At 59.7% G+C, this 24,789-nt stretch carries 22 protein-coding genes, 4 tRNA genes and 2 rRNA genes (1 of these 28 cut by a window edge); 24 read left to right on the plus strand and 4 right to left on the minus strand.

Annotated elements, in window-relative coordinates:
• The 5 genes from ACVI9W_RS16165 to ACVI9W_RS16185 form a co-directional block, all read left to right on the plus strand.
• A 23S ribosomal RNA gene (locus tag ACVI9W_RS16165) occupies positions 1-1,967 on the plus strand (it extends 924 nt beyond the left edge of the window).
• 138 nt (positions 1,968-2,105) lie between these two features.
• Positions 2,106-2,221: ribosomal RNA gene (gene rrf / locus ACVI9W_RS16170) — 5S ribosomal RNA — on the plus strand.
• Between the two features lie 148 nt (positions 2,222-2,369).
• The gene (locus ACVI9W_RS16175; protein WP_461530506.1) at positions 2,370-3,029 is read left to right on the plus strand and encodes a paraquat-inducible protein A; all 660 of its coding nucleotides are present in this window, start codon (positions 2,370-2,372) and stop codon (positions 3,027-3,029) included.
• Positions 3,016-3,639 carry a paraquat-inducible protein A gene (locus ACVI9W_RS16180; RefSeq protein WP_461530507.1) on the plus strand — a complete coding sequence of 208 codons (624 nt, stop codon included), beginning with the start codon at positions 3,016-3,018 and terminating at the stop codon, positions 3,637-3,639. The genes ACVI9W_RS16175 and ACVI9W_RS16180 overlap by 14 nt, the downstream gene beginning before the upstream one ends.
• The gene (locus ACVI9W_RS16185; RefSeq protein WP_461530508.1) at positions 3,632-5,932 is read left to right on the plus strand and encodes a PqiB family protein; all 2,301 of its coding nucleotides are present in this window, start codon (positions 3,632-3,634) and stop codon (positions 5,930-5,932) included. The genes ACVI9W_RS16180 and ACVI9W_RS16185 overlap by 8 nt, the downstream gene beginning before the upstream one ends.
• A gap of 182 nt (positions 5,933-6,114) precedes the next feature.
• On the opposite strand, the gene rpsT is transcribed toward ACVI9W_RS16185, so the two are convergent.
• Positions 6,115-6,393: a 30S ribosomal protein S20 gene (gene rpsT / locus ACVI9W_RS16190; protein ID WP_157191121.1), complete on the minus strand. Its 279-nt coding sequence runs from the start codon at positions 6,391-6,393 to the stop codon at positions 6,115-6,117.
• 251 nt (positions 6,394-6,644) lie between these two features.
• On the opposite strand from rpsT, the gene murJ reads away from it, so the two are divergent.
• The 6 genes from murJ to ispH all read left to right on the plus strand — a co-directional run bounded on the left by murJ (position 6,645) and on the right by ispH (position 13,980).
• Positions 6,645-8,183, plus strand: a complete 1,539-nt coding sequence (gene murJ / locus ACVI9W_RS16195) for a murein biosynthesis integral membrane protein MurJ (RefSeq protein WP_461530509.1) — start codon at positions 6,645-6,647, stop codon at positions 8,181-8,183.
• 118 nt (positions 8,184-8,301) lie between these two features.
• Complete coding sequence (gene ribF / locus ACVI9W_RS16200; RefSeq protein WP_461530510.1) at positions 8,302-9,252, plus strand: bifunctional riboflavin kinase/FAD synthetase; 951 nt, start codon at positions 8,302-8,304, stop codon at positions 9,250-9,252.
• Complete coding sequence (gene ileS, locus ACVI9W_RS16205) at positions 9,249-12,080, plus strand: isoleucine--tRNA ligase (protein WP_461530511.1); 2,832 nt, start codon at positions 9,249-9,251, stop codon at positions 12,078-12,080. The genes ribF and ileS overlap by 4 nt, the downstream gene beginning before the upstream one ends.
• The gene (gene lspA, locus ACVI9W_RS16210) at positions 12,073-12,588 is read left to right on the plus strand and encodes a signal peptidase II (RefSeq protein ID WP_038606874.1); all 516 of its coding nucleotides are present in this window, start codon (positions 12,073-12,075) and stop codon (positions 12,586-12,588) included. The genes ileS and lspA overlap by 8 nt, the downstream gene beginning before the upstream one ends.
• Positions 12,581-13,018, plus strand: coding sequence for an FKBP-type peptidyl-prolyl cis-trans isomerase (gene fkpB, locus ACVI9W_RS16215; protein ID WP_038606877.1), 438 nt, complete (start codon positions 12,581-12,583; stop codon positions 13,016-13,018). Before lspA ends, fkpB begins: the two co-directional genes overlap by 8 nt.
• Before the next feature lie 14 nt (positions 13,019-13,032).
• On the plus strand, positions 13,033-13,980 hold the full coding sequence (gene ispH, locus ACVI9W_RS16220; protein ID WP_038606880.1) for a 4-hydroxy-3-methylbut-2-enyl diphosphate reductase: 948 nt from the start codon (positions 13,033-13,035) through the stop codon (positions 13,978-13,980).
• On the opposite strand, the gene ACVI9W_RS16225 is transcribed toward ispH, so the two are convergent.
• Positions 13,969-14,388, minus strand: a complete 420-nt coding sequence (locus ACVI9W_RS16225) for a GspH/FimT family protein (protein WP_461530512.1) — start codon at positions 14,386-14,388, stop codon at positions 13,969-13,971. The genes ispH and ACVI9W_RS16225 overlap by 12 nt on opposite strands.
• A gap of 200 nt (positions 14,389-14,588) precedes the next feature.
• Here ACVI9W_RS16225 and pilV point away from each other — a divergent pair, with 200 nt between their 5' ends.
• Genes pilV through thiO form a run of 5 tightly spaced genes read left to right on the plus strand, consistent with a single transcriptional unit; the run spans position 14,589 to position 17,535 of the window.
• On the plus strand, positions 14,589-14,807 hold the full coding sequence (gene pilV / locus ACVI9W_RS16230) for a type IV pilus modification protein PilV (RefSeq protein WP_262405461.1): 219 nt from the start codon (positions 14,589-14,591) through the stop codon (positions 14,805-14,807).
• Positions 14,804-15,475 carry a PilW family protein gene (locus ACVI9W_RS16235; protein WP_461530513.1) on the plus strand — a complete coding sequence of 224 codons (672 nt, stop codon included), beginning with the start codon at positions 14,804-14,806 and terminating at the stop codon, positions 15,473-15,475. Before pilV ends, ACVI9W_RS16235 begins: the two co-directional genes overlap by 4 nt.
• Complete coding sequence (locus ACVI9W_RS16240) at positions 15,472-15,975, plus strand: hypothetical protein (RefSeq protein ID WP_461530514.1); 504 nt, start codon at positions 15,472-15,474, stop codon at positions 15,973-15,975. Before ACVI9W_RS16235 ends, ACVI9W_RS16240 begins: the two co-directional genes overlap by 4 nt.
• 11 nt (positions 15,976-15,986) lie before the next feature.
• On the plus strand, positions 15,987-16,394 hold the full coding sequence (locus ACVI9W_RS16245; protein WP_461530515.1) for a type IV pilin protein: 408 nt from the start codon (positions 15,987-15,989) through the stop codon (positions 16,392-16,394).
• Positions 16,395-16,431: 37 nt separating this feature from the next.
• Positions 16,432-17,535 (plus strand): glycine oxidase ThiO, encoded by a 1,104-nt coding sequence (gene thiO / locus ACVI9W_RS16250; protein WP_461530516.1) that lies wholly within the window; start codon positions 16,432-16,434, stop codon positions 17,533-17,535.
• Between the two features lie 5 nt (positions 17,536-17,540).
• On the opposite strand, the gene ACVI9W_RS16255 is transcribed toward thiO, so the two are convergent.
• Entirely contained in the window at positions 17,541-17,771 is a 231-nt protein-coding gene (locus tag ACVI9W_RS16255; protein WP_461530517.1) for a PP0621 family protein, read from the minus strand.
• A gap of 93 nt (positions 17,772-17,864) precedes the next feature.
• Positions 17,865-18,881, minus strand: coding sequence for an outer membrane protein assembly factor BamD (locus tag ACVI9W_RS16260; RefSeq protein ID WP_038606898.1), 1,017 nt, complete (start codon positions 18,879-18,881; stop codon positions 17,865-17,867).
• Positions 18,882-19,031: 150 nt separating this feature from the next.
• Here ACVI9W_RS16260 and rluD point away from each other — a divergent pair, with 150 nt between their 5' ends.
• The 8 genes from rluD to ACVI9W_RS16300 all read left to right on the plus strand — a co-directional run bounded on the left by rluD (position 19,032) and on the right by ACVI9W_RS16300 (position 24,761).
• Positions 19,032-19,994, plus strand: a complete 963-nt coding sequence (gene rluD, locus ACVI9W_RS16265) for a 23S rRNA pseudouridine(1911/1915/1917) synthase RluD (RefSeq protein ID WP_400173209.1) — start codon at positions 19,032-19,034, stop codon at positions 19,992-19,994.
• Positions 19,991-20,731, plus strand: coding sequence for a peptidoglycan editing factor PgeF (gene pgeF / locus ACVI9W_RS16270; protein WP_461530518.1), 741 nt, complete (start codon positions 19,991-19,993; stop codon positions 20,729-20,731). The genes rluD and pgeF overlap by 4 nt, the downstream gene beginning before the upstream one ends.
• 125 nt (positions 20,732-20,856) lie before the next feature.
• Entirely contained in the window at positions 20,857-23,421 is a 2,565-nt protein-coding gene (gene clpB, locus ACVI9W_RS16275; RefSeq protein WP_461530519.1) for an ATP-dependent chaperone ClpB, read from the plus strand.
• A 295-nt stretch (positions 23,422-23,716) separates the two neighbouring features.
• Positions 23,717-23,792: transfer RNA gene (locus tag ACVI9W_RS16280), tRNA-Asn, on the plus strand.
• A gap of 10 nt (positions 23,793-23,802) precedes the next feature.
• Positions 23,803-23,879, plus strand: a tRNA-Pro gene (locus ACVI9W_RS16285).
• Positions 23,880-23,884: 5 nt separating this feature from the next.
• Positions 23,885-23,960, plus strand: a tRNA-Lys gene (locus ACVI9W_RS16290).
• 98 nt (positions 23,961-24,058) lie between these two features.
• A tRNA-Pro gene (locus ACVI9W_RS16295) sits at positions 24,059-24,135 on the plus strand.
• Positions 24,136-24,239: 104 nt separating this feature from the next.
• Complete coding sequence (locus tag ACVI9W_RS16300; RefSeq protein ID WP_461530520.1) at positions 24,240-24,761, plus strand: dihydrofolate reductase family protein; 522 nt, start codon at positions 24,240-24,242, stop codon at positions 24,759-24,761.
• Positions 24,762-24,789: the final 28 nt, after the last annotated feature.

The following is a 24,789-nucleotide window of genomic DNA, read 5'->3' on the forward strand; positions in this document are numbered from 1 at the left end:
GCATGGGAGACACACGGCGGGTGCTAACGTCCGTCGTGAAAAGGGAAACAACCCAGACCGTCAGCTAAGGTCCCAAAGTCATGGTTAAGTGGGAAACGATGTGGGAAGGCTTAGACAGCTAGGAGGTTGGCTTAGAAGCAGCCACCCTTTAAAGAAAGCGTAATAGCTCACTAGTCGAGTCGGCCTGCGCGGAAGATGTAACGGGGCTCAAACCATGCACCGAAGCTACGGGTGTCACTTAGGTGACGCGGTAGAGGAGCGTTCTGTAAGCCTGTGAAGGTGAGTTGAGAAGCTTGCTGGAGGTATCAGAAGTGCGAATGCTGACATGAGTAACGACAATGGGAGTGAAAAACTCCCACGCCGAAAGACCAAGGTTTCCTGCGCAACGTTAATCGACGCAGGGTTAGTCGGTCCCTAAGGCGAGGCTGAAAAGCGTAGTCGATGGAAAACAGGTTAATATTCCTGTACTTCTAGTTATTGCGATGGAGGGACGGAGAAGGCTAGGCCAGCTTGGCGTTGGTTGTCCAAGTTTAAGGTGGTAGGCTGAGATCTTAGGTAAATCCGGGATCTTAAGGCCGAGAGCTGATGACGAGTTGCCTTTAGGCGACGAAGTGGTTGATGCCATGCTTCCAAGAAAAGCTTCTAAGCTTCAGATAACTAGGAACCGTACCCCAAACCGACACAGGTGGTTGGGTAGAGAATACCAAGGCGCTTGAGAGAACTCGGGTGAAGGAACTAGGCAAAATGGCACCGTAACTTCGGGAGAAGGTGCGCCGGTGAGGGTGAAGGACTTGCTCCGTAAGCTCATGCCGGTCGAAGATACCAGGCCGCTGCGACTGTTTATTAAAAACACAGCACTCTGCAAACACGAAAGTGGACGTATAGGGTGTGACGCCTGCCCGGTGCCGGAAGGTTAATTGATGGGGTTAGCTAACGCGAAGCTCTTGATCGAAGCCCCGGTAAACGGCGGCCGTAACTATAACGGTCCTAAGGTAGCGAAATTCCTTGTCGGGTAAGTTCCGACCTGCACGAATGGCGTAACGATGGCGGCGCTGTCTCCACCCGAGACTCAGTGAAATTGAAATCGCTGTGAAGATGCAGTGTATCCGCGGCTAGACGGAAAGACCCCGTGAACCTTTACTATAGCTTTGCACTGGACTTTGAATTTGCTTGTGTAGGATAGGTGGGAGGCTTTGAAGCGTGGACGCCAGTTCGCGTGGAGCCATCCTTGAAATACCACCCTGGCAACTTTGAGGTTCTAACTCAGGTCCGTTATCCGGATCGAGGACAGTGTATGGTGGGTAGTTTGACTGGGGCGGTCTCCTCCTAAAGAGTAACGGAGGAGTACGAAGGTGCGCTCAGACCGGTCGGAAATCGGTCGTAGAGTATAAAGGCAAAAGCGCGCTTGACTGCGAGACAGACACGTCGAGCAGGTACGAAAGTAGGTCTTAGTGATCCGGTGGTTCTGTATGGAAGGGCCATCGCTCAACGGATAAAAGGTACTCCGGGGATAACAGGCTGATACCGCCCAAGAGTTCATATCGACGGCGGTGTTTGGCACCTCGATGTCGGCTCATCACATCCTGGGGCTGAAGCCGGTCCCAAGGGTATGGCTGTTCGCCATTTAAAGTGGTACGCGAGCTGGGTTTAGAACGTCGTGAGACAGTTCGGTCCCTATCTGCCGTGGACGTTTGAGATTTGAGAGGGGCTGCTCCTAGTACGAGAGGACCGGAGTGGACGAACCTCTGGTGTTCCGGTTGTCACGCCAGTGGCATTGCCGGGTAGCTATGTTCGGGAGAGATAACCGCTGAAAGCATCTAAGCGGGAAACTTGCCTCAAGATGAGATCTCACTGGAGCCTTGAGCTCCCTGAAGGGCCGTCGAAGACTACGACGTTGATAGGTTGGGTGTGTAAGCGCTGTGAGGCGTTGAGCTAACCAATACTAATTGCCCGTGAGGCTTGACCATATAACACCCAAGCAATTTGCGTCGAAATGACCAGATTGCGGTGTTGTGAAGACGAAACGAACCGAAAGTTTGCGACTCACAATCATCACATACCCAATTCGCTGGAGTGTCTAACAAGACCTTCTGGCAACAGAATTTCTTGACGACCATAGAGCATTGGAACCACCTGATCCCATCCCGAACTCAGCAGTGAAACGATGCATCGCCGATGGTAGTGTGGGGTTTCCCCATGTGAGAGTAGGTCATCGTCAAGATTAAATTCCGAAACCCCTATCTGCGTATGCAGGTAGGGGTTTTGTCTTTTTTGGCGGTTGTAGCGCCCTTGCTATGTTTCAACCATGAAACACAGAGAAATAACCAATCAGCTAGAATAGCGCTCTTATGTAAACTCAGAAGTTCACTATGTCCGAGCCTGTCGATTCCCATCAGCTTGCCGACTTACCCCTGGAGCAACTGGTGGCGTGTCACGAATGTGACCTGCTGATGCGCAAGCCTGTGCTCAAGCTGGATGAAAAGGCGCATTGCCCACGCTGCGGCTACGAGCTTTATGCGCACCGCCATAATGTCGTCCAGCGTAGTCTGGCACTGGTGCTCGCCGCCTTGCTGCTCTACATACCCGCCAACTTTCTGCCCATCATGCAACTCCATCTGTTGGGCCAGAGCTCCAACGACACGGTCTGGAGTGGCGTGGTCGGGCTATACAATACCGGCATGCCTGAAGTGGCGGTGGTGGTATTTCTCTGCAGCATGGCTATCCCCTTGCTCAAGCTGCTGTGCCAGCTGGCGGTACTCCTGAGTATTCGTCTGAACATCGGCCGCAGTTACGGTCTGTTGCTTTACCGGATTTATCACCATCTGCGCGACTGGGGCATGCTCGAGGTGTATTTCATGGGCGTGCTGGTCGCGATGGTCAAGTTGGTCGAACTGGCAGAGTTGAGTCTCGGTCTGGGGCTGGCCTGTTTTATCAGTTTGCTATTGGTGCAGGTGTGGTTGGAGGTGGTGATGTCACCCCACCAGATCTGGAGTGCTTTATCGGGGGAAGACCTGCATGCGTGCGATTGATGCTGGAATTCTGATTTGTGGCGAGTGCCATGAACTGAATCGCCAGGAGCCTGAGTGTGACTCGCAAACCTGCAGTCGTTGCGGCGCGATTGTGCATGCGCGGCGGCCGAACAGCCTGGTGCGAACCTGGGCCTTGCTGCTCACCTCGGCAATTCTCTACATCCCGGCCAACGTGCTGCCGATCATGACCGTCAGCACGCTGGGGCAGGGGGCGCCGGACACCATCATGTCCGGTGTCGTCACCCTGATTAAATTCGGCATGTTGCCGATTGCTGCCGTGGTGTTCATTGCCAGTATTCTGGTGCCCACCTTCAAGTTGGTGGGTATCGGGCTGCTGCTCTACTCGGTGCAACGCAGGCAGCCATTGTCTGCACGGCAGCGGATTCTGATGTACCGCTTTATTGAATTTATCGGACGCTGGTCGATGCTCGACATCTTCGTGATCGCCATTTTGGTGGCGGTGGTGAACTTCGGCAGGATCGCCAGTATCGAAGCCAACCTGGGCGCCGTCGCCTTCGCCAGTGTGGTGATTCTGACGATGCTTGCTGCAGTAACTTTCGATCCCCGACTGATTTGGGATAACACGGAGTCGGATGACGACCATGAGTGATTTGCCTACGGCTAGAACCCGCCCAGCTTCGAACTGGTCGGCCATATGGATATTGCCTCTGATCGCCCTGGTCATTGGCGGCTGGCTTGGCTGGCAGGCATACCGCGAATCAGGGGTGAACATTCAGGTTCGCTTTGAGAGCGGTGAGGGCATTGTTGCCAACAAAACCGAGGTGGTCTTCAAGGGCATGTCGGTGGGCAAGGTTAAAGAACTGGTGCTGGATGCCAAAGGCAACAACACCGGCGTTATTGCCACCATTGAAATGAACAAGGAAGCTGAGCCGCACCTCAATAGCGGCACGCGCTTCTGGCTGGTCAAGCCGAGTGTCACGCTGGCTGGTATCACCGGTCTGGAGACCCTGGTATCGGGTAATTACATTGCCGTGAGCCCAGGTACGGGAGAGCCAAGCAAACGTTTCAAAGCGTTGGACGAAGCGCCGCCATTGTCTGATAGCGAGCCTGGCCTGCACCTGACGCTCAAGGCAGATCGATTGGGTTCGCTCAACCGCGACAGCCCGGTGTTCTACAAGCAGATCCAGGTCGGTAAGGTGAAAAGCTACCGTCTGGCCGAAGACCAGGGTACGGTGGAAATCAAAGTCTTCATCGAGCCGGCCTACACCAACCTGGTGCGCAAGCACACGCGCTTCTGGAACGCCAGTGGTATCAGTATCGATGCCGACCTGTCCGGGGTGAAAGTGCGCAGTGAGTCGCTGGCCAGTATCGTTGCCGGCGGTATTGCCTTTGCTACACCGGAGCATCGCAAAGACAGCCCGCCAACCGATCCGAACTTGCCGTTCCGCTTGTTTGAAGACTTCGATGCTGCCCAGGCGGGTATCAAGGTCAAGGTCAAGCTGAGCGACTTCGAGGGGCTGCAGGCCGGGCGAACGCCGGTGATGTACAAAGGCATTCAGGTCGGCTCGCTGAAAACCCTTAAAGTCGATGCTGACCTTACCAGTGCCGTCGCCGAGCTGACCCTGGACCCATTGGCCGAAGACTACCTGGTCGACGGTACCCAGTTCTGGGTGGTCAAGCCGTCCATCTCCCTGGCCGGGATCACTGGTCTGGAGGCGCTGGTCAAGGGTAACTACATTGCTATCCGCCCGGGTGATAAAGGTGCCTCTCCGCAGCGCGAGTTCGAAGCCCGAGAGAAAGCGCCTCCTCTCGACCTGAAAGCGCCGGGGCTGCACCTGGTACTGTTCAGTGACAACCTAGGTTCGCTGGAGGTTGGCAGCCCGGTGCTCTACCGTCAGGTGAAGGTCGGTACCGTACAAAGCTACCAGTTCTCCAAGAAGAGCAAGCGCCTGCTGATTGGTGTGCACATCGAGAAGGAGTACGCCAACCTGGTCAACGGCTCGACGCGATTCTGGAATGCCAGCGGCATCACCCTCACCGGTGGCTTGTCGGGCGTGCAGATCAAGAGCGAGTCGCTGCAGAGCCTGATGGCGGGCGGTATCGCTTTCGATACGCCGATACCGAATGTGCCGCTTAAGCGCCGGATTCCGAGTTTCCGCCTGAATGCGGATCAGGAGGCGGCCAATCGCAGTGGCACCACGGTGACCATTCGGGTCGAGCGGGCTGATGGCCTCAAGGTCGGCACCCCGGTTCGCTTCAAAGGCCTGGATGTTGGCAAGGTTGAGCAGGTCGATCTGACCGACGATCTGCAAGCGGTGCTGCTCAAAGCGCGTATTACTGAAGTGCCTGAGCGTATTGCTCGCGAAGGTACGCAGTTCTGGGTGGTCAAGCCGGCCTTGGGCATCGTCAAGACCGAAAACCTGGAAACCTTGGTGACCGGGCAGTACCTGGAGGTGCAGCCCGCCTCGAAGAACCTGGGGCCGCAGCGGACCTTCAATGCGCTGCCCCAGGCGCCGGATTTCTCCTCGCGTGAAGCGGGCCTGGCGTTGGTGCTCAGTGCGCCGCGGCGTGGCTCGATCAAGCCAGGTGTGCCGGTAACGTATCGCGAAATTCCGGTGGGTAAAGTAACCGGTTTCGAGTTAGGGCAGACGGCAGACCGCGTGCTGATTCATATCCTTATCGAGCCGCGCTATGCCGCCCTGGTGCGTGGTGGTAGCCGATTCTGGAACAGCAGTGGCTTTGGCTTTGACTTCGGCCTGTTCAAAGGCGCTACGGTGCGTACAGAGTCGCTGGAAACCCTGATCGAGGGCGGTATTGCCTTTGCAACGCCAGATGGCGAGAAGATGGGTAATCCGGCTCGACCGCAGCAGACCTTTGCCTTGTTCGACAAGGCTGAGGACGAATGGCTGCAGTGGGCACCGAAGATTCAGATCGGTAAGTAACAACAGCCGGATGACTTTTGTGGGAGCCGGCCTTGCCGGCGATGAGGGCGGTGCAGCGTAAAGATCAGCTGTGGCCTTCGTCGCTGGCAAGGCCAGCTCCCACAATTTTATCGGTCCAAAACACAGGAATCGCAGGCAATAAAAAACCGACCCTGAGGTCGGTTTTTTAACAAGCGTGTCGCTTAGGCAGCTGCAGTTTCTTTCAGCGCCTTGATGTGGCCATTCAGACGGCCTTTATGGCGAGCAGCCTTGTTCTTGTGGATGATGCCTTTATCGGCCATACGGTCGATAACAGGAACAGCCAGAGTGTAAGCAGCTTGCGCTTTTTCGGCGTCTTTTGCGTCGATGGCTTTAACTACATTCTTGATGTAGGTACGAACCATGGAACGCAGGCTGGCGTTGTGGCTGCGACGCTTCTCAGCCTGTTTTGCACGTTTTTTGGCGGAAGGTGAGTTGGCCACCGTCGAGCTCCTCGAAAGACTTGGTAAATAGCAAACAAAATAGGCCGCGAATCATGCCGATGAGTTAATCGGTTGTCAAGGGCACTTGCATGGATCCGCTGAGTGGTTGTTCCTTACAAGGGAGTGATTCCCTTCTGCGGTACGACCTGTAAACTCGGGAGCTTTTGCTCTGCTTGCGTTGCGGCGCGGAGTATCGCACAACTAGGCGCGTTCCGGCACAGCCCTTTATCTTTAGGCGTAAAAAACTTTCAATGAACCTTCTGAAATCCCTGGCCGCCGTCAGCTCCATCACCATGATTTCACGGGTGTTGGGCTTTGTGCGCGACACCATCCTGGCGCGGGTATTCGGTGCCGGCGTGGCTACCGACGCCTTCTTCATCGCCTTCAAACTGCCCAACCTGCTGCGGCGAATCTTCGCCGAGGGCGCATTTTCCCAGGCTTTCGTGCCGATCCTGGCTGAGTACAAGACCCAGCAGGGCGACGAAGCGACACGCACCTTCATTGCCTACGTCAGCGGGTTGCTGACCCTGGTACTGGCCCTGGTCACCGCGCTCGGCATACTGGCCGCCCCCTGGGTGGTGTGGGTCACCGCCCCGGGTTTTGTCAGCAGTGGTGAAAAGTTTGAGCTGACCACCAGCCTGTTGCGGGTGACGTTCCCTTATATATTGCTGATCTCGCTATCCTCGCTGGCCGGGGCCATTCTCAATACCTGGAACCGTTTTTCGGTGCCGGCCTTCGTCCCGACCCTGCTCAACGTGGCGATGATCGGCTTCACCGTGTTTCTGACCCCGTACTTCGATCCGCCGATCATGGCTCTGGCCTGGGGCGTATTGGCCGGCGGTCTGGCGCAACTGTTGTACCAGCTGCCACATCTGAAGAAGATCGGCATGCTGGTGCTGCCACGCCTGAATCTGCGTGACTCGGGAGTGTGGCGGGTACTCAAGCAGATGCTGCCAGCGATCCTCGGCGTGTCGGTGAGCCAGATTTCGCTGATCATCAACACTATCTTCGCTTCGTTCCTGGTGGCCGGCTCGGTGTCTTGGATGTACTACGCCGACCGCCTGATGGAGCTGCCCTCCGGTGTACTCGGTGTGGCGCTGGGAACCATCTTGTTGCCGACCCTGGCCAAGACCTACGCCAACCGTGACCGTCATGAGTATTCGCGGATCCTCGACTGGGGCTTGCGTCTGTGTTTCCTGCTGGTGCTGCCATGCACCCTGGCCATGGCGATCCTCGCCGAGCCGTTGACCGTGGCGCTGTTCCAATACGGCAAATTCAGCGCACACGACGCCGCCATGACCCAGCGTGCCCTGATTGCCTATTCGGTCGGCCTGCTGGCGATCATTCTGGTCAAGGTGCTGGCCCCTGGCTTCTATGCCCAACAGAACATCCGTACTCCGGTTAAAATCGCAGTATTCACCCTGGTTTGTACCCAGCTGTTCAACCTGATGTTCATTACTCACCTGCAACACGCAGGGTTGGCCTTGGCGATCAGCCTCGGCGCCTGCCTGAATGCCGGTCTGTTGTACTGGAAATTGCGTCAGCAGCAGCTGTTCCAGCCGCAGCCGGGCTGGGGCAAGTTCCTCGCCAAGCTGGTCCTGGCGGTGCTGTTGATGTCGGCGGTGCTGCTGGTGGGCATGCATTACATGCCGGCCTGGGAAGAAGGCGGAATGCTCGAACGTTTCCTGCGTCTGGGCGTGTTGATTCTGGCGGGTGTAGTGACTTATTTCGGCAGTCTGTTCGTGTTTGGTTTCCGTCCGCGTGACTTTGCCCGCAAGGCACTGCATTGAGCGGCGACCACGGCCAGACGTCGGTTTTATCTATTCCACGCCTCGGGGTGACGCTGCTGCCTGTCGTCCGCGCCCGGGTGTGGTTATAATCGACCACTTTATGAGCAAGAAGCGCGTTATGCAGCTGGTTCGAGGCCTTCACAACCTGCGCCCCCAGCACCGGGGCTGTGTCGCCACTATTGGCAACTTCGACGGTGTTCACCGTGGCCACCAGGCAATCCTGGCGCGCCTGCGTGAGCGAGCGGTGGAGCTGGGCGTACCCAGCTGCGTGGTGATTTTCGAGCCGCAGCCGCGAGAATACTTCGCCCCGGACACCGCGCCGGCCCGCTTGGCCCGCCTGCGTGACAAGGTCGCGCTGCTGGCCGCTGAAGGCGTGGACCGGGTGCTGTGTCTGGCGTTCAACCAGCGCTTGAGCAAGCTCAGCGCCGCTGAGTTCGTCGATACCATCCTGGTCGACGGCCTGGGGGTCAAGCACCTGGAAGTCGGCGATGACTTTCGCTTTGGTTGCGACCGGGTCGGCGACTTCGAGTTTCTCCAGCAAGCCGGTCTGAGTCAGGGTTTCACCGTTGAAGCGGCGCAAACCGTCGAGCTGGATGGCCTGCGGGTCAGCAGCACGCAAGTGCGCCAGGCCCTGGCCACGGCCGACTTTGCCCTCGCCGAACGCCTGCTCGGACGCCCGTACCGCATCAGCGGTCGCGTCTTGCACGGGCAAAAACTGGCACGCCAACTGGGCACACCGACTGCCAACATACAACTCAAGCGTCGTCGCGTACCGCTGAGCGGGGTTTACCTGGTCAGCGTCGAGCTCGATGGCAAGCCTTGGCCGGGCGTCGCCAACATCGGCGTACGGCCAACCGTTTCCGGTGATGGCAGTGCCCACCTGGAAGTGCATCTCCTTGATTACGCCGGCGATCTCTATGGCCGGCGCCTGACGGTGGAATTCCACCACAAGCTGCGTGAAGAGCAGCGTTTCGCCTCCCTGGAGGCGCTGAAGTCGGCGATCGATGCGGATATCGCCGCCGCACGTGCCCATTGGCACGCTCAACCGCTAACGAAGAGCCTGAAATGACCGACTATAAAGCCACGCTAAACCTTCCGGACACCGCCTTCCCGATGAAGGCCGGCCTGCCACAGCGCGAACCGCAGATTCTGCAGCGCTGGGACAGCATTGGCCTGTACCAGAAGCTGCGCGAAATTGGCAAGGATCGTCCGAAGTTCGTGCTGCACGACGGCCCGCCCTACGCCAACGGCAAGATTCACATCGGTCATGCGCTGAACAAGATTCTCAAGGACATGATTGTCCGCTCCAAGACCCTGTCCGGTTTCGACGCCCCGTACGTCCCAGGCTGGGACTGCCACGGCCTGCCGATCGAGCACAAGGTCGAAGTGACCCATGGCAAGCACCTGACCGCGGACAAGACCCGCGAGCTGTGCCGTGCCTACGCCGCCGAGCAGATCGAAGGGCAGAAGACCGAGTTCATCCGGCTGGGTGTACTGGGCGAATGGGACAACCCGTACAAGACCATGAACTTTGCCAACGAGGCCGGTGAAATCCGCGCCCTGGCCGAGATGGTCAAGCACGGCTTCGTGTTCAAGGGCCTGAAGCCTGTGAACTGGTGTTTCGATTGCGGTTCGGCCCTGGCCGAAGCCGAAGTCGAATACGCCGACAAGAAATCCCAGACCATCGACGTCGCCTTCCCGATCGTCGATGACGTCAAGCTGGCCGCCGCTTTCGGCCTGGCCTCGCTGGCCAAGCCGGCTTCGATCGTGATCTGGACCACCACCCCGTGGACCATCCCGGCCAACCAGGCACTGAACGTCCACCCGGAGTTCAAGTACGCCCTGGTCGACGTCGGCGACAAACTGCTGGTGCTGGCTGAAGAGCTGGTCGAGTCGTGCCTGAAGCGTTACGCGCTGGAAGGTTCGGTAGTCGCCACCGCAGCAGGTTCGGCGCTGGAACTGATCAACTTCCGTCACCCGTTCTACGACCGCCTGTCGCCGGTTTATCTGGCCGACTACGTCGAACTCGGCGCCGGTACCGGTGTGGTTCACTCCTCGCCAGCCTACGGTGAAGACGACTTCGTTACCTGCAAGCGCTACGGCATGGTCAACGACGACATCCTCACCCCAGTGCAAAGCAACGGTGTGTATGTGCCGTCGCTGGAATTCTTCGGCGGCCAGTTCATCTGGAAGGCCAACCCGGCCATCGTTGAGAAGCTGTCGGAAGTCGGTGCGCTGATGCACACCGAAACCATCAGCCACAGCTACATGCACTGCTGGCGCCACAAAACCCCGCTGATCTACCGCGCCACCGCGCAGTGGTTCGTCGGCATGGACAAGCAGCCTGACAATGGCGACACCCTGCGCAAGCGCGCGGTCAAGGCCATCGAAGAAACCAAGTTCGTTCCAGCCTGGGGTCAGGCACGTCTGCATTCGATGATCGCCAACCGCCCGGACTGGTGCATCTCGCGTCAGCGTAACTGGGGTGTGCCGATTCCATTCTTCCTCAACAAACAGACCGGCGAGTTGCACCCGCGCACCGTCGAGCTGATGGAAGAAGTGGCCAAGCGCGTCGAGAAAGAAGGTATCGAAGCCTGGTTCAAGATGGACGCGGCCGAACTGCTCGGTGAAGAGGCCGGTCAGTACGACAAGATCGCTGACACCCTCGACGTCTGGTTCGACTCCGGAACCACCCACTGGCACGTACTGCGTGGCTCGCACAGCATCGGCCACGAAACCGGCCCGCGTGCCGATCTGTACCTGGAAGGTTCCGACCAGCACCGCGGCTGGTTCCATTCCTCGCTGCTGACCGGCTGCGCCATTGACAACCACGCGCCGTACCGCGAGCTGCTGACGCACGGTTTCACCGTCGACGAAAACGGTCGCAAGATGTCCAAGTCGCTGGGTAACACCATCGAGCCGCAGAAGGTCAACGACACCCTGGGTGCCGACATCCTGCGTCTGTGGGTTTCGGCCACTGACTACTCCGGCGAAATGGCGGTTTCCGAGCAGATCCTGCAGCGCAGCGCCGACGCCTACCGGCGTATCCGCAACACCGCGCGCTTCCTGCTCTCCAACCTGTCCGGCTTCGACCCGGCCCGCGACCTGCTGCCGGCCGAAGACATGCTGGCGCTGGACCGTTGGGCGGTCGACCGTACCCTGCTGCTGCAGCGCGAGCTGGAAGAGCACTACGGTGAATACCGCTTCTGGAACGTCTACTCGAAGATCCACAACTTCTGCGTGCAGGAGCTGGGTGGCTTCTACCTGGACATCATCAAGGACCGTCAGTACACCACTGGCGCCAACAGTGTTGCCCGCCGTTCCTGCCAGACTGCGCTGTACCACATCAGCGAAGCGCTGGTGCGCTGGATCGCGCCGATCCTGGCCTTCACCGCCGACGAGCTGTGGCAGTACCTGCCGGGCGAGCGCAACGAATCGGTGATGCTCAACACCTGGTACCAAGGCCTGACCGAGCTGCCGGAAGGCTTCGAACTGGGTCGCGCTTACTGGGACCGCGTGATGGCGGCCAAGACTGCGGTCAACAAGGAACTGGAGAACCAGCGTTCGGCCAAGGCCATCGGTGGCAATCTGCAAGCTGAAGTCACCCTGTTCGCCGACGACGCCCTGAGCGCCGACCTGAACAAGCTGGGCGACGAGCTGCGTTTCGTGCTGATCACCTCGGCCGCCAGCGTTGCACCGTTCGTCCAGGCGCCAGCCGATGCGGTCGAGACTGAAGTGCCTGGCCTTAAACTGAAAGTGGTCAAGTCCGGTCACGCCAAGTGCGGCCGTTGCTGGCACTTCCGCGCTGACGTCGGGGCGAACCCGGAGCATCCGGAAATTTGCGCCCGTTGCGCCGACAACATCAGCGGCAACGGTGAGGTGCGCCACTATGCCTAACCCCGCTGCAGGGCGCTTCGGGCGCCTTGGCTGGCTCTGGCTGAGTCTGCTGGTCCTGGTCCTCGACCAGGCCAGCAAGTTCTACTTTGAGGGCGCGCTAAGCCTGTACCAGCAGATCGTGGTCATTCCGGACTACTTCAGCTGGACCCTGGCCTACAACACCGGTGCCGCTTTCAGCTTCCTGGCGGACAGCTCCGGCTGGCAACGCTGGCTGTTTGCCCTGATCGCCCTGGTGGTCAGCGGTGTGCTGGTGGTCTGGCTCAAGCGCCTGGGGCGCAACGAGACCTGGCTGGCAGTGGCACTGGCGCTGGTGCTTGGCGGCGCGCTGGGCAACCTGTACGACCGTATAGTGCTGGGCCATGTGGTCGACTTCATCCTCGTCCACTGGCAGAACCGCTGGTATTTCCCGGCCTTCAACCTGGCCGACAGCGCCATTACCGTGGGTGCGGTGATGCTGGCGCTGGATATGTTCAAGAGCAAGAAGTCCGGAGAACCTGTCCATGACTGATACCCGCATTGGCCAGAACACCGAAGTGAAACTGCACTTCGCGCTGCACCTGGAAAACGGCGATACCGTCGACAGCACCTTCGACAAGGCGCCGGCGGTGTTCAAAGTCGGCGACGGCAACCTGCTGCCGGGCTTTGAAGCGGCCATTTTCGGCTTCAAGGCCGGTGACAAGCGCACCGTTACCGTCGAGCCGGAAAACGCCTTCGGTCAGCCCAATCCGCAGAACGTGCAGATCATGCCACGCTCGCAGTTCAACGACATGGAGCTTTCCGAAGGTCTGCTGGTGATCTTCAACGACGCTGCCAATGCCGAGCTGCCGGGTGTGGTCAAGGCTTTCGATGACGCCCAGGTGACCATCGATTTCAACCATCCACTGGCCGGCAAAACCCTGAGCTTCGAGGTGCAAATCCTCGAAGTCACAGCGCTTTGAGCCCGGAGCCGAGCATGCAAATCAAACTCGCCAACCCTCGCGGCTTCTGCGCGGGCGTGGATCGGGCGATCGAGATCGTCAACCGCGCCCTGGAAGTCTTCGGTCCGCCGATCTATGTGCGTCACGAAGTGGTGCACAACAAGTTCGTGGTCGAAGACCTGCGCGCCCGCGGCGCCATCTTTGTCGAAGAACTGGACCAGGTGCCGAATGACGTCATCGTCATCTTCAGCGCCCACGGTGTCTCCCAGGCTGTGCGCCAGGAAGCAGCCGGCCGCGGTCTGAAAGTGTTCGATGCAACCTGCCCACTGGTCACCAAGGTACATATCGAGGTGGCGCGTTACAGCCGCGACGGCCGCGAATGCATCCTGATCGGCCACGAAGGCCATCCGGAAGTCGAAGGCACCATGGGTCAGTATGACGCCAGTAACGGCGGCGCAATCTACCTGGTCGAAGACGAGGAAGACGTAGCCCAGCTGCAGGTCAATAATCCGGACAAACTGGCCTTTGTGACCCAGACGACGCTGTCGATGGATGACACCAGCCGTGTGATCGATGCCCTGCGGGCTCGTTTCCCGAACATCGGCGGGCCGCGCAAGGACGACATCTGCTACGCCACTCAGAACCGCCAGGATGCGGTGAAACAGCTGGCCGACGAATGCGATGTGGTCCTGGTAGTGGGCAGTCCGAACAGCTCCAACTCCAACCGCCTGCGTGAGCTGGCCGAACGTATGTCAACGCCGGCTTACCTGATCGACGGCGCCGAAGACCTGCAGAAAAGCTGGTTCGACGGTGTCGAGCGTATCGGTATCACTGCTGGCGCCTCGGCGCCGGAAGTACTGGTGCGTGGTGTGATCGAGCAACTCAGGGCGTGGGGCGCCACCGGCGCCGAAGAGCTGGATGGACGCGAAGAGAACATCACCTTCTCGATGCCCAAGGAACTGCGCGTTCGTTCATTGATCTGACCCGGCAGCCGCGCACAGCGGCTGCTTGATCAACGCACTACGCAGGCTGACTCTGCCGGTGTGCGACAGCACCACCTGATAGTGACTCAGCGCTTCGGGACGTTGGCAAACATACAACGTCCCGGCCTGAAAGGCGCCTCCCTCCCGCAGAGGCACACCCAGGCCATTGAAACCTACCTGCCGGGCCACCGGCTGGTTTCCAACAATGATCGTTCGTCCATTGCTGCGCCATTCATGCAGCAGTTGCGGGCTGTCGTGCTCGACAATCATCTGCCAGCCATTACTCCAGTCTGCCCCCAGAGCTTGCAGGCGCACGTTGCTATTGCGCAGCAGCGCCTCACTGCGCGCGGTGCGCAGCGCCTGGGCCAGGTCTTTGGCCGCAACCTGCCGCTGTAGTCCGGTGCTCATGGTGTTGTAAGCCGGTACGCTCATCTGTGTAAGCAGCCCGAGTAGGGCTGATGCGAACAAGATTTGAATCAGTGTTACGCCCTGTTGCTTCACCGTGCATTCCTCCCTGGAAGTGCTTCGCTATAGGTTCGAAGCTCGTGTCGCTGGCGTCCAGTCGGCCGGGTTGGCAAAGGGCTGTGGAAAAGTCGCGGAGGTTGGCCATGGATGGCTGGCAGCAACAAGGCATGACGTTGATTGAAGTGCTGGTGGCGATGGCTGTGTTGGGGTTGGGCTTGTTTGCCGCCGCCGGTTTGCAGGTGCGGGCCTTGCAGGCCACCGAAAGCGCATTGCGTAGCACCCAGGCGGCCTATCTGGCCCATGGCGTGCTCGAGCAGGCCCGTGCTGGCGAGACGTTTCGCAATCAGGAGCCCGGGCAGTGACCAGGCAAGCGGGTTTCAGCCTGCTGGAAGCGATGCTGGCCCTGAGCCTGGGATTGCTGGTGTTGCTCGGTGCCAACCGCCTGTTTATTGCCGCAAGCCAGTCCTGGCAGGCACAAGAGGCGGCGGCGCGGATGCAGGAGGATGCGCGTCACGCCCTGCAGCGTCTGGCCCAGAGTATTCGCATGGCAGGAATGTTCGGTTGTCTGCGTCACGACGCTATGGTCTTCCACGACCCCTTGGCTGCAGATGCATTCGCGCAGCCTGTGCAAATCGCTCGCGGCGCGGATGGGCGCCTGCAGCGTCTGAGCCTGATCAGTGCCGAGGTTGTGCAAACCAGTGGCCGGCCGGACTGGACCCTGGTCACCGACTGTCGAACGCAGGCAAATGTGTATGCGGGTATTCGGGCGCCTGAAACGGGGCAGTTTGCCGTGCCCATCCGGCATCAGGATTACCGACTGGTAGCCAGTGAGCTGCGCCTGCGTAGCGGGGCAAGTGATGGCGCACTGGTAGACGGGGTCGGTGAGTTGCAGCTTGAACTGATCAGGGACGGTTTCTCAGGTATTTCCGCTGTACAGCTCGCTCTGACCCTGATCGACCCACAGCAACGCGTCAGGCCACAGACGTATCGAACGAGCATTGCCCTGGGCAATCCACTGGACGGGTCATGAGGCAACGTGGCCTGGTTCTGCTGCTTAGTCTGACGCTGGTGTTGCTGCTGGGATTGCTTGGGTTATCGGCGCTGGGCAGTGCGATCCAGCAAGAGCGCATGGCGCGCAACCTGTCGAGCACGTTGCAGGCATTCGAACAGGCGCAACAACTGCTGCAACAGGCAGAGTCCAGGGCGTTGGAGCTGGCAGCCCCACGCTGTGAGTTTTGCCTGCCGCCCCCGGAAGCTGGCTTGATTACCACGGGCGGCGTGTATGCAGGTGTTGGCGCAAGCTCCGGTCTGGCTTGGCAAGCAGGCGATCGCGGTTTCTATCTCATTCAGTCCCTGGGGGAGAGCACCAAGGCCAGGCAGATGCCGCCAGAACTTAAGGTAACGCTGTATCGAATCACTGCCGTGGTGCGCAATGGCACTGCCCGCAGTGTGCTGGAGAGCGTGATTGCGCAGCCTGTCGAGCCAACGTCGCAACCCTGGCGGCGGATCCTCTGGCGACAGGTCTATTAAGGAGCAGGTGCATGAGGCCTCAGAAAGGATTGAGCCTGATCGAACTGTTGATTGTCATCGCTGTGGTCGGCATTCTGGCGAGCATTGCCTACCCCGGCTACAGCGATCAGGTCAGAAAAGCGGCTCGCACGGAAATTGTCGGCTTGCTGTTCACCAGCGCGCAGCAGCTGGAGCGCCATTACTCTCGTGCGGGACAGTACAGCGATAGCGAAACGCTGGTGACGCCATTGGCGAGCGGAACCGCTCACTATCGCTTGCAAGCGGTACGCGACAAGGAGTCTTTCACCCTGTTGGCACGACGCCTTCCCGGTGGCCTGATGATGGCTGATCCGTGCGGTGACTATGTGCTTGAGCAGACGGGTGTGCGCGGTAATCCCGAAAGCATCGGGGATGCCGGCAGTGGTTGCTGGGGTGGCTGAAGTCTTTCGCGATTTACTTCAGACGTTGGATCGATAGATGACCAAGCAAGTAGTGATAGTCGGCGGCGGAGTGATCGGCCTGCTGACGGCGTTCAACCTGGCGGCCGAGGTCGAGCAGGTGGTGCTGTGTGATCGCGGTGAGCTGGGACAGGAATCGTCCTGGGCCGGTGGCGGCATTGTTTCGCCGCTCTATCCCTGGCGCTACAGCCCTGCAGTGACAGCGCTGGCGCACTGGTCGCAGGATTTTTATCCACAGCTGGGTGAGCGCTTGTTTGCCAGCACCGGGGTGGACCCCGAGGTGCATACCACCGGCCTGTACTGGCTGGACCTGGACGACGAAGCCGAGGCCCTGGCCTGGGCCGAGCGGGAAGGGCGGCCATTGAGTGCGGTGGATATCTCTGCCGCCTATGATGCGGTGCCGGTGCTCGGTGCCGGTTTCCAGCGTGCTATCTACATGGCGGGCGTGGCCAACGTGCGTAACCCGCGCCTGGTCAAATCGCTCAAGGCGGCGCTGCAGGCGATGCCTAACGTGAGCATTCGCGAGCACTGCGAAATCACCGGCTTCAGCCAGCAGAGCGGGCGTATCACCGGGGTCGAGACGGCTGACGGGATGATTGCTGGCGAGCGCGTGGTGCTGACTGCCGGTGCCTGGAGTGGCGATCTGTTGCGTCTCCTGGGCCTGGAGTTGCCGGTCGAGCCGGTCAAAGGGCAGATGATTCTGTTCAAATGCGCCGAAGACTTCCTGCCGAGCATGGTGCTGGCCAAGGGGCGCTACGCCATCCCGCGGCGGGACGGCCATATTCTGGTGGGCAGTACCCTGGAGCATGCCGGGTACGACAAGACCCCGACCGCCGAAGCGCTGGAAAGCCTCAAGGCTTCAGCCATCGAGTTGCTCCCGGCGTTGGCCGACGCCACGCCGGTTGGCCATTGGGCGGGTTTGCGTCCGGGATCGCCCGAGGGCATACCTTACATTGGTGAAGTGCCGGGCTGGCAGGGTTTGTGGCTGAACTGCGGGCATTACCGCAACGGCCTGGTGCTGGCGCCGGCGTCCTGCCAGTTGTTTGCCGACCTGCTACTGGGCCGTGAACCGATCATCGATCCACGGCCTTATGCGCCAGCAGGGCGGTTGGTTGGGAGGTAAGGGACTCAGCGCTGACTGCCGGGCCCTTGCTCCAGATGCGCCTGGCTGCAATACCACTGTGCTCCCCGATGCAGTGCGCGGTCGCTGGGCAGGTGCACGCCGCAATGGGCGCAGCGCACCATTTTCAACGGGTCTTCGAGGCTGTTGTCGGGTTTAACAGCATTGCTGGCCTTGAACTTGCGCCACAGCCAGAAAGCGGCGGCGATCAGGGCGATCCAGAAAAGTAGGCGAACCATGGTGTCCAGCTTTATCAGTGAAGAGCCTTTAGTCTAGGGCTCGGGCATGAAAAAAGGGAGGCCTCGGCCTCCCTTTATCTGTTGCATGATCGATCAGTCGAACACGCCAAAGGTCATGTAGCTGAACCAGGAGCGGTCGTCGTTGTTGCCTTCCGCTTCGTGTTGCTCTTCTTCGACGGCGTCGCTGTTCTCTGGCAGCAGTTCGGCCGGAATCGCTTCCTTGGCGTCTTCGTACTGTTTGATCACGTCCTGGTTGGCGCGGGTTTCACCCGGCGGCAGCGGCGCTTCGGTCTCGATCAGGCCCAGGGTGGCCTTGGACAGCCAAGAGCGGTTGTCGGCTTCATCCTGCTTGGGCTGGAACTGGCCGTCGACCAGGCTCGGGTGGTCCGGGTAGTTGAGCTTGAGGGTTTCCAGGCTGGTGGCGGCCAGTTCGTCCAGGTGCAGACGCATGTAGGCTTCGGTCATCACCGCCAGGCCGTCGCCGACCGATGGGGTTTCCTGGAAGTTCTCGACCACGTAGCGGCCACGGTTGGCGGCGGCGACATAGGCCTGACGGGTCAGGTAGTAGTCGGCGACGTGGATTTCGTAGGACGCCAGCAGGTTGCGCAGGTAGATCATGCGCTGCTTGGCATCTGGCGAGTAACGGCTGTTGGGGAAGCGGCTGGTCAGCTGGGCGAACTCGTTGTACGAGTCGCGGGCAGCCCCCGGGTCACGCTTGGTCATGTCCAGCGGCAGGAAGCGCGCCAGCAGGCCACGGTCCTGATCGAAAGAGGTCAGGCCCTTGAGGTAATAGGCGTAGTCGACGTTCGGGTGCTGGGGGTGCAAGCGAATGAAACGCTCGGCGGCCGACTTGGCGGCTTCTGGCTCGGCGTTCTTGTAGTTCGCGTAGATCAGCTCGAGCTGGGCCTGATCGGCATAGCGGCCGAACGGATAGCGCGATTCCAGGGCCTTGAGCTTGCTGGTGGCGCTGGTGTAACTGTGGTTGTCCAGATCGGCCTGCGCCTGCTGGTACAGCTCGGCTTCGCTCAGGTTTTCGTCGACGACTTCCTTCGAAGAACAAGCAGCGGTCAGTCCGAGGATGGCGATCAGCAGCAGGTGTTTCACTTGCATGGCGGCTTGCGTCCCTATGACGGCCGCTGTCTTGGGCGTGGCCGTCCTGTTATGATGAGCACCCCGATGCAGTTCCCGGGGCAAAAGACGTCGTATTTAACCACAAGCGCGCAGTCGAAACCAAAGGCTGTGCCGCCCGCTGATTCGAGCATGTCCGAGATCATTCAACTTAGCGCAGAGGTGCCGTCCGAATTGGGCGGGCAACGCCTCGACCAAGTCGCCGCCCAATTGTTCGCTGAGCACTCGCGCTCGCGCCTTTCCACCTGGATCAAGGAGGGGCGCCTGACGGTCGATGGCGCCGTCCTGCGTCCGCGCGATATCGTCTATGGCGGTGCGCTGCTGGCCCTTGAGGCCGAACAGGAAGCCCAGGGCGAGTGGGTGGCCCAGGATATCGAGCTGGATATCGTCTACGAAGATGACCACATCCTGGTGATCAACAAGCCCGCCGGGCTGGTGGTCCACCCGGCTGCGGGCCACGCCGACGGCACCCTGCTCAACGCACTGCTGCACCACGTGCCGGACATCATCAATGTGCCGCGTGCCGGCATCGTCCACCGCTTGGACAAAGACACCACCGGTCTGATGGTGGTGGCCAAGACCATCCAGGCGCAGACACAACTGGTTGCACAGTTGCAAAGCCGCAGTGTCAGCCGCATCTATGAATGCATCGTGATCGGTGTGGTTACTGCTGGCGGCAAGATCAACGCCCCGATCGGCCGCCATGGCGGGCAACGCCAGCGCATGGCGGTGACCGAAGGCGGCAAGCCGGCTGTCAGTCACTATCGCGTGCTGGAGCGCTTCCGTTCCCATACCCATGTACGGGTCAAGCTGGAAACCGGGCGTACCCACCAGATTCGTGTGCACATGGCCCACGTGAACTTCCCGTTGGTCGGCGATCCGGTCTACGGCGGTCGTTTCCGCATCCCGCCAGCGGCCAGCATCACCATGGTCGAGGCCCTCAAGACTTTCCCGCGTCAGGCCCTGCACGCGCGCTTCCTGGAGCTGGATCACCCGGCAACCGGCGAGCGCATGGGCTGGGAATCGGCGCTGCCGGATGATTTCGTCTGGCTGCTGTCGCTGCTCAAGCAGGACCGCGAGGCGTTCGTCGGATGAGTGAGCTGGCGCGCGACCTGCTGATCCCGGACTGGCCTGCGCCAGTAGGGGTTCGCGCGTGCGTCACCACCCGGGCTGGCGGCGTCAGTTTGCCACCCTATGAAAGCTTCAACCTAGGTGACCATGTCGGCGATGCGCCTGATGCGGTGGCCGAGAACCGTCGGCGCCTGACCGCCGAGTTCGGCATCCAGCCCGCCTGGCTCAAGCAGGTGCATGGCGTGGTGGTAGCGGATGCCGACCCTGGCGTAATCGCCGAAGCCGACGCCAGCTGGACCGCCACCCCAGGCATTGCCTGCACGGTGATGACCGCCGATTGCCTGCCGTTGCTGTTCTGCGACCGTGCCGGCACCCGTGTCGCGGCTGCCCATGCTGGCTGGCGCGGCCTGGCCAACGGGGTCATCGAGGCCACCCTCGACCGTCTGGCGCTGGCGCCTGAAGAGGTGCTGGTGTGGCTGGGCCCGGCAATTGGCCCGCAAGCCTTTGAAGTGGGTCTGGAAGTGCGCGACGCCTTCACGACCGTTCATCCGGAAACTGCCCAGGCCTTCGTGCCCGGTGTACGCCCAGATAAATTGATGGCCGACATCTATACCCTGGCGCGTCTGCGTCTGGCCGCTCGTGGCGTAAATGCGGTATATGGCGGCGGTTTGTGCACCGTCAGCGATCCACGCTTCTATTCTTATCGGCGTACTCCGCAAGGTGGCCGCTTCGCCTCATTGATCTGGCTGGCCCCGCGCTGACCTGAATCAACCCCGCTAAGCTTGAATCCTCCAGAATCACCCTCATCTAATGGGGTATCTCAGGCAGGTTTATCTTCATCAGGTGTGTCCATCGCTCCGGCCTGCCCATAAAAGGAAGGTAACTTATGCGAATAGACCGTTTGACCAGCAAGCTACAGCTGGCGTTATCCGATTCCCAATCTCTGGCCGTTGGTATGGACCATCCCGCCATCGAGCCTGCGCACCTGTTGCAAGCACTGATCGATCAGCAAGGTGGTTCAATCAAGCCGCTGCTGATGCAGGTGGGCTTTGACGTCAACAGCCTGCGCAAGTCGTTGAGCAAAGAGCTCGACCAACTGCCGAAAATCCAGAACCCCACCGGCGACGTGAACATGTCGCAGGATCTGGCGCGTCTGCTCAACCAGGCTGACCGCCTGGCCCAGCAGAAGGGCGACCAGTTCATTTCCAGTGAGCTGGTGCTGCTCGCCGCCATGGACGAGAACAGCAAGCTTGGCAAGTTGCTGCTGAGCCAGGGCGTGACCAAGAAAGCCCTGGAAAACGCCATCAGCAATCTGCGTGGCGGTGAGGCGGTCAACGACCCCAACGCCGAGGAGTCGCGTCAGGCTCTGGACAAGTACACCGTCGACCTGACCAAGCGCGCCGAAGACGGCAAGCTCGATCCGGTAATCGGCCGTGACGACGAAATCCGCCGCACCATCCAGGTGCTGCAACGCCGGACCAAAAACAACCCGGTGCTGATCGGCGAACCTGGCGTCGGTAAAACCGCCATCGCCGAAGGCCTGGCCCAGCGCATCATCAACGGCGAAGTGCCGGACGGCCTCAAAGGCAAACGTCTGCTGTCGCTTGACATGGGCGCGCTGATTGCTGGTGCCAAGTTCCGTGGTGAGTTCGAAGAGCGCCTCAAAGGCCTGCTCAATGAACTGTCCAAGCAAGAAGGGCAGATCATTCTGTTCATCGACGAACTGCACACCATGGTCGGCGCCGGTAAAGGTGAAGGCTCCATGGACGCCGGTAACATGCTCAAGCCGGCCCTGGCCCGTGGTGAGCTGCACTGCGTGGGTGCTACGACCCTGAACGAGTACCGTCAGTACATCGAGAAAGACGCGGCCCTCGAGCGGCGCTTCCAGAAAGTACTGGTGGAGGAGCCGAGCGAAGAAGACACCATCGCCATCCTGCGTGGCCTCAAAGAGCGTTATGAGGTGCACCACAAGGTGGCGATCACCGACGGCGCGATCATTGCCGCGGCCAAGCTCAGCCATCGCTACATCACTGACCGGCAGCTGCCGGACAAGGCCATCGACCTGGTAGACGAAGCGGCCAGCCGCATTCGTATGGAGATCGACTCCAAGCCGGAAGTGCTCGATCGCCTGGAGCGCCGTCTGATTCAACTGAAGGTTGAATCCCAGGCGCTGAAGAAAGAAGAAGACGAAGCCGCAATCAAACGTCTGGAAAAACTGACCGAAGAGATTGCGCGGCTGGAACGTGAGTACGCTGATCTGGAAGAAATCTGGACTTCGGAAAAAGCCGAAGTGCAGGGCTCTGCGCAGATCCAGCAGAAAATCGAACAGTCGCGCCAGGAGCTGGAAAGCGCACGGCGTAAAGGCGACCTCAGCCGCATGGCCGAGCTGCAGTACGGGGTGATCCCGGACCTGGAGCGCAGCTTGCAGATGGTCGACCAGCACGGCAAGGCCGAGAACCAGCTGCTGCGTAACAAGGTGACCGAAGAGGAAATCGCTGAAGTCGTCTCCAAGTGGACCGGTATTCCGGTGGCCAAGATGCTTGAAGGCGAGCGGGAAAAACTGTTGAAGATGGAAAGCCTGCTGCACGAGCGTGTGATCGGTCAGGAGGAAGCAGTCGTTGCGGTCTCCAACGCCGTACGCCGTTCGCGTGCCGGTTTGTCCGACCCGAACCGGCCAAGTGGTTCGTTCCTGTTCCTCGGCCCGACCGGTGTCGGTAAAACCGAGCTGTGCAAGGCCCTGGCCGAGTTCCTGTTCGACACCGAAGAGGCGATGGTGCGTATCGACATGTCCGAGTTCATGGAGAAACATTCCGTGGCGCGGCTGATCGGTGCTCCACCTGGCTACGTCGGTTACGAAGAGGGCGGTTACCTGACCGAAGCGGTACGGCGCAAGCCTTATGCCGTGGTGCTGCTCGACGAAGTCGAGAAGGCGCACCCGGATGTGTTCAACGTGTTGCTGCAGGTGCTTGAAGACGGGCGCCTGACGGACAGCCACGGACGCACGGTGGATTTTCGCAACACCGTGATCGTGATGACCTCCAACCTGGGCTCGGCGCAGATCCAGGAGCTGGTAGGTGATCGCGAGGCGCAACGGGCAGCGGTGATGGACGCGGTGGGTTCGCACTTCCGCCCTGAGTTCATCAACCGTATCGACGAAGTGGTGGTGTTCGAGCCGCTGGGCCGTGATCAGATCGCTGGCATCACCCAGATCCAGTTGGGCCGCCTGCGCAGCCGTCTGGCTGAGCGCGACCTGAGCCTGGAGCTGAGCGACGAAGCACTGGATAAACTGATCTCCGTCGGTTACGACCCGGTCTACGGCGCACGGCCATTGAAACGGGCCATTCAGCGCTGGATCGAGAACCCGTTGGCGCAGTTGATCCTGTCCGGCAAGTTCCTGCCTGGCACCGGGATTACCGCCAAGGTGGAGGGCGAAGAAATCGTCTTCGCCTGATTTTTCGGGCGGTTACGCTAAGGCCTCGAATTTCGAGGCCTTTTTTCTTTGCATTTTTTCTCGAGTGCTTGTAAAGTGCGCCCCGCTGTATGTCGCCCCGCAGGTTTCCAGCAAAATCGGGAATCTGAAAAAAAGTTGCAAATCAGTAAGTTGAATGCAAATTAGGGGTTGACAAGGGTTTTGAAGGTTGTAGAATAGCGCGCCTCAGAGACATGAACGCAGCGATGCACAAGGTCGAAGAGTTCGAAGCGGTAGTGATACAGTTTTCGAAATTGCAGTAATTGAAATTGATAGTTCCGCGATAGCTCAGTCGGTAGAGCAAATGACTGTTAATCATTGGGTCCCAGGTTCGAGTCCTGGTCGCGGAGCCAAATTTCAAACCGGGGTATAGCGCAGTCCGGTAGCGCGCCTGCTTTGGGAGCAGGATGTCAGGAGTTCGAATCCCCTTACCCCGACCATTTTTGGGTCGTTAGCTCAGTTGGTAGAGCAGTTGGCTTTTAACCAATTGGTCGTAGGTTCGAATCCTACACGACCCACCATTTTTGAATCTGGTACGCTGGGTTCAAATCTTAAAAGGTTGGAATGCCATTAGCATCCAGCCGTAAAAAAGGCGCCTTAATTGGTGCCTTTTTTTTACCGGGGTATAGCGCAGTCCGGTAGCGCGCCTGCTTTGGGAGCAGGATGTCAGGAGTTCGAATCCCCTTACCCCGACCATATTCAGAGAAAAGGGCACCTTGCAAAGGGTGCCCTTTTTTCGTTTCTGCAGCCCTGAATATTGCCTGCTACTATCCGCCAATATTCTGCAAGGGAGCTGCCTCATGACCCTCAAAGCCTCCGTATACATCGCCACCAGCCTCGATGGCTTCATCGCCCGCGAGAGCGGTGAGCTGGACTGGTTGATGGTTGCCACCACCTCCAGCGACGACCACGGCTATGCCGCTTACATGGCGACGGTCGATACCCTGGTCATGGGGCGTAACACCTACGAGAAAGTACTGACCTTTGGCGAATGGCCGTATCCGCACAAGCGCGTTGTGGTGCTGAGCAGCACCCTGGGCCAGGCGGAGGGTGTCGAGGTGCATCCCGGGCCGATTGCCGACCTGCTTGCGCATTTGCGCGACACAGGCGCCAGGAGCCTGTACCTCGATGGTGGTCAGGTGGTGCAGAGCTTCTTGCGTGAAGGGCGCGTGGATGAACTGACCATCACCCGGATTCCGGTGTTACTGGGCAGCGGGATTCCCCTGTTCGGGGCATTGGCAGGGGATGTGAAGCTGCAGCATGTGCGCAGCACCACCTTCGAGAATGGTTTTGTGCAGAGTACTTATCGAGTGCTCAAGTAATCTGTGCAGCCCATCGCCGGCAAAGCCG

Source organism: Pseudomonas sp. 210_17 TE3656, from assembly GCF_054821965.1.

What these genes read in the sequence shown, in the direction of transcription:
- ACVI9W_RS16175 (WP_461530506.1), top strand. Translation starts at nt 2,370, where the DNA reads ATGTCCGAGCCTGTCGATTCCCATCAGCTTGCCGACTTACCCCTGGAG.
- ACVI9W_RS16180 (WP_461530507.1), top strand. Translation starts at nt 3,016, where the DNA reads ATGCGTGCGATTGATGCTGGAATTCTGATTTGTGGCGAGTGCCATGAA.
- ACVI9W_RS16185 (WP_461530508.1), top strand. Translation starts at nt 3,632, where the DNA reads ATGAGTGATTTGCCTACGGCTAGAACCCGCCCAGCTTCGAACTGGTCG.
- murJ (WP_461530509.1), top strand. Translation starts at nt 6,645, where the DNA reads ATGAACCTTCTGAAATCCCTGGCCGCCGTCAGCTCCATCACCATGATT.
- ribF (WP_461530510.1), top strand. Translation starts at nt 8,302, where the DNA reads ATGCAGCTGGTTCGAGGCCTTCACAACCTGCGCCCCCAGCACCGGGGC.
- ileS (WP_461530511.1), top strand. Translation starts at nt 9,249, where the DNA reads ATGACCGACTATAAAGCCACGCTAAACCTTCCGGACACCGCCTTCCCG.
- lspA (WP_038606874.1), top strand. Translation starts at nt 12,073, where the DNA reads ATGCCTAACCCCGCTGCAGGGCGCTTCGGGCGCCTTGGCTGGCTCTGG.
- fkpB (WP_038606877.1), top strand. Translation starts at nt 12,581, where the DNA reads ATGACTGATACCCGCATTGGCCAGAACACCGAAGTGAAACTGCACTTC.
- ispH (WP_038606880.1), top strand. Translation starts at nt 13,033, where the DNA reads ATGCAAATCAAACTCGCCAACCCTCGCGGCTTCTGCGCGGGCGTGGAT.
- ACVI9W_RS16225 (WP_461530512.1), bottom strand. Translation starts at nt 14,388, where the DNA reads ATGAGCACCGGACTACAGCGGCAGGTTGCGGCCAAAGACCTGGCCCAG.
- pilV (WP_262405461.1), top strand. Translation starts at nt 14,589, where the DNA reads ATGGATGGCTGGCAGCAACAAGGCATGACGTTGATTGAAGTGCTGGTG.
- ACVI9W_RS16240 (WP_461530514.1), top strand. Translation starts at nt 15,472, where the DNA reads ATGAGGCAACGTGGCCTGGTTCTGCTGCTTAGTCTGACGCTGGTGTTG.
- ACVI9W_RS16245 (WP_461530515.1), top strand. Translation starts at nt 15,987, where the DNA reads ATGAGGCCTCAGAAAGGATTGAGCCTGATCGAACTGTTGATTGTCATC.
- thiO (WP_461530516.1), top strand. Translation starts at nt 16,432, where the DNA reads ATGACCAAGCAAGTAGTGATAGTCGGCGGCGGAGTGATCGGCCTGCTG.
- ACVI9W_RS16255 (WP_461530517.1), bottom strand. Translation starts at nt 17,771, where the DNA reads ATGGTTCGCCTACTTTTCTGGATCGCCCTGATCGCCGCCGCTTTCTGG.
- ACVI9W_RS16260 (WP_038606898.1), bottom strand. Translation starts at nt 18,881, where the DNA reads ATGCAAGTGAAACACCTGCTGCTGATCGCCATCCTCGGACTGACCGCT.
- rluD (WP_400173209.1), top strand. Translation starts at nt 19,032, where the DNA reads ATGTCCGAGATCATTCAACTTAGCGCAGAGGTGCCGTCCGAATTGGGC.
- pgeF (WP_461530518.1), top strand. Translation starts at nt 19,991, where the DNA reads ATGAGTGAGCTGGCGCGCGACCTGCTGATCCCGGACTGGCCTGCGCCA.
- clpB (WP_461530519.1), top strand. Translation starts at nt 20,857, where the DNA reads ATGCGAATAGACCGTTTGACCAGCAAGCTACAGCTGGCGTTATCCGAT.
- ACVI9W_RS16300 (WP_461530520.1), top strand. Translation starts at nt 24,240, where the DNA reads ATGACCCTCAAAGCCTCCGTATACATCGCCACCAGCCTCGATGGCTTC.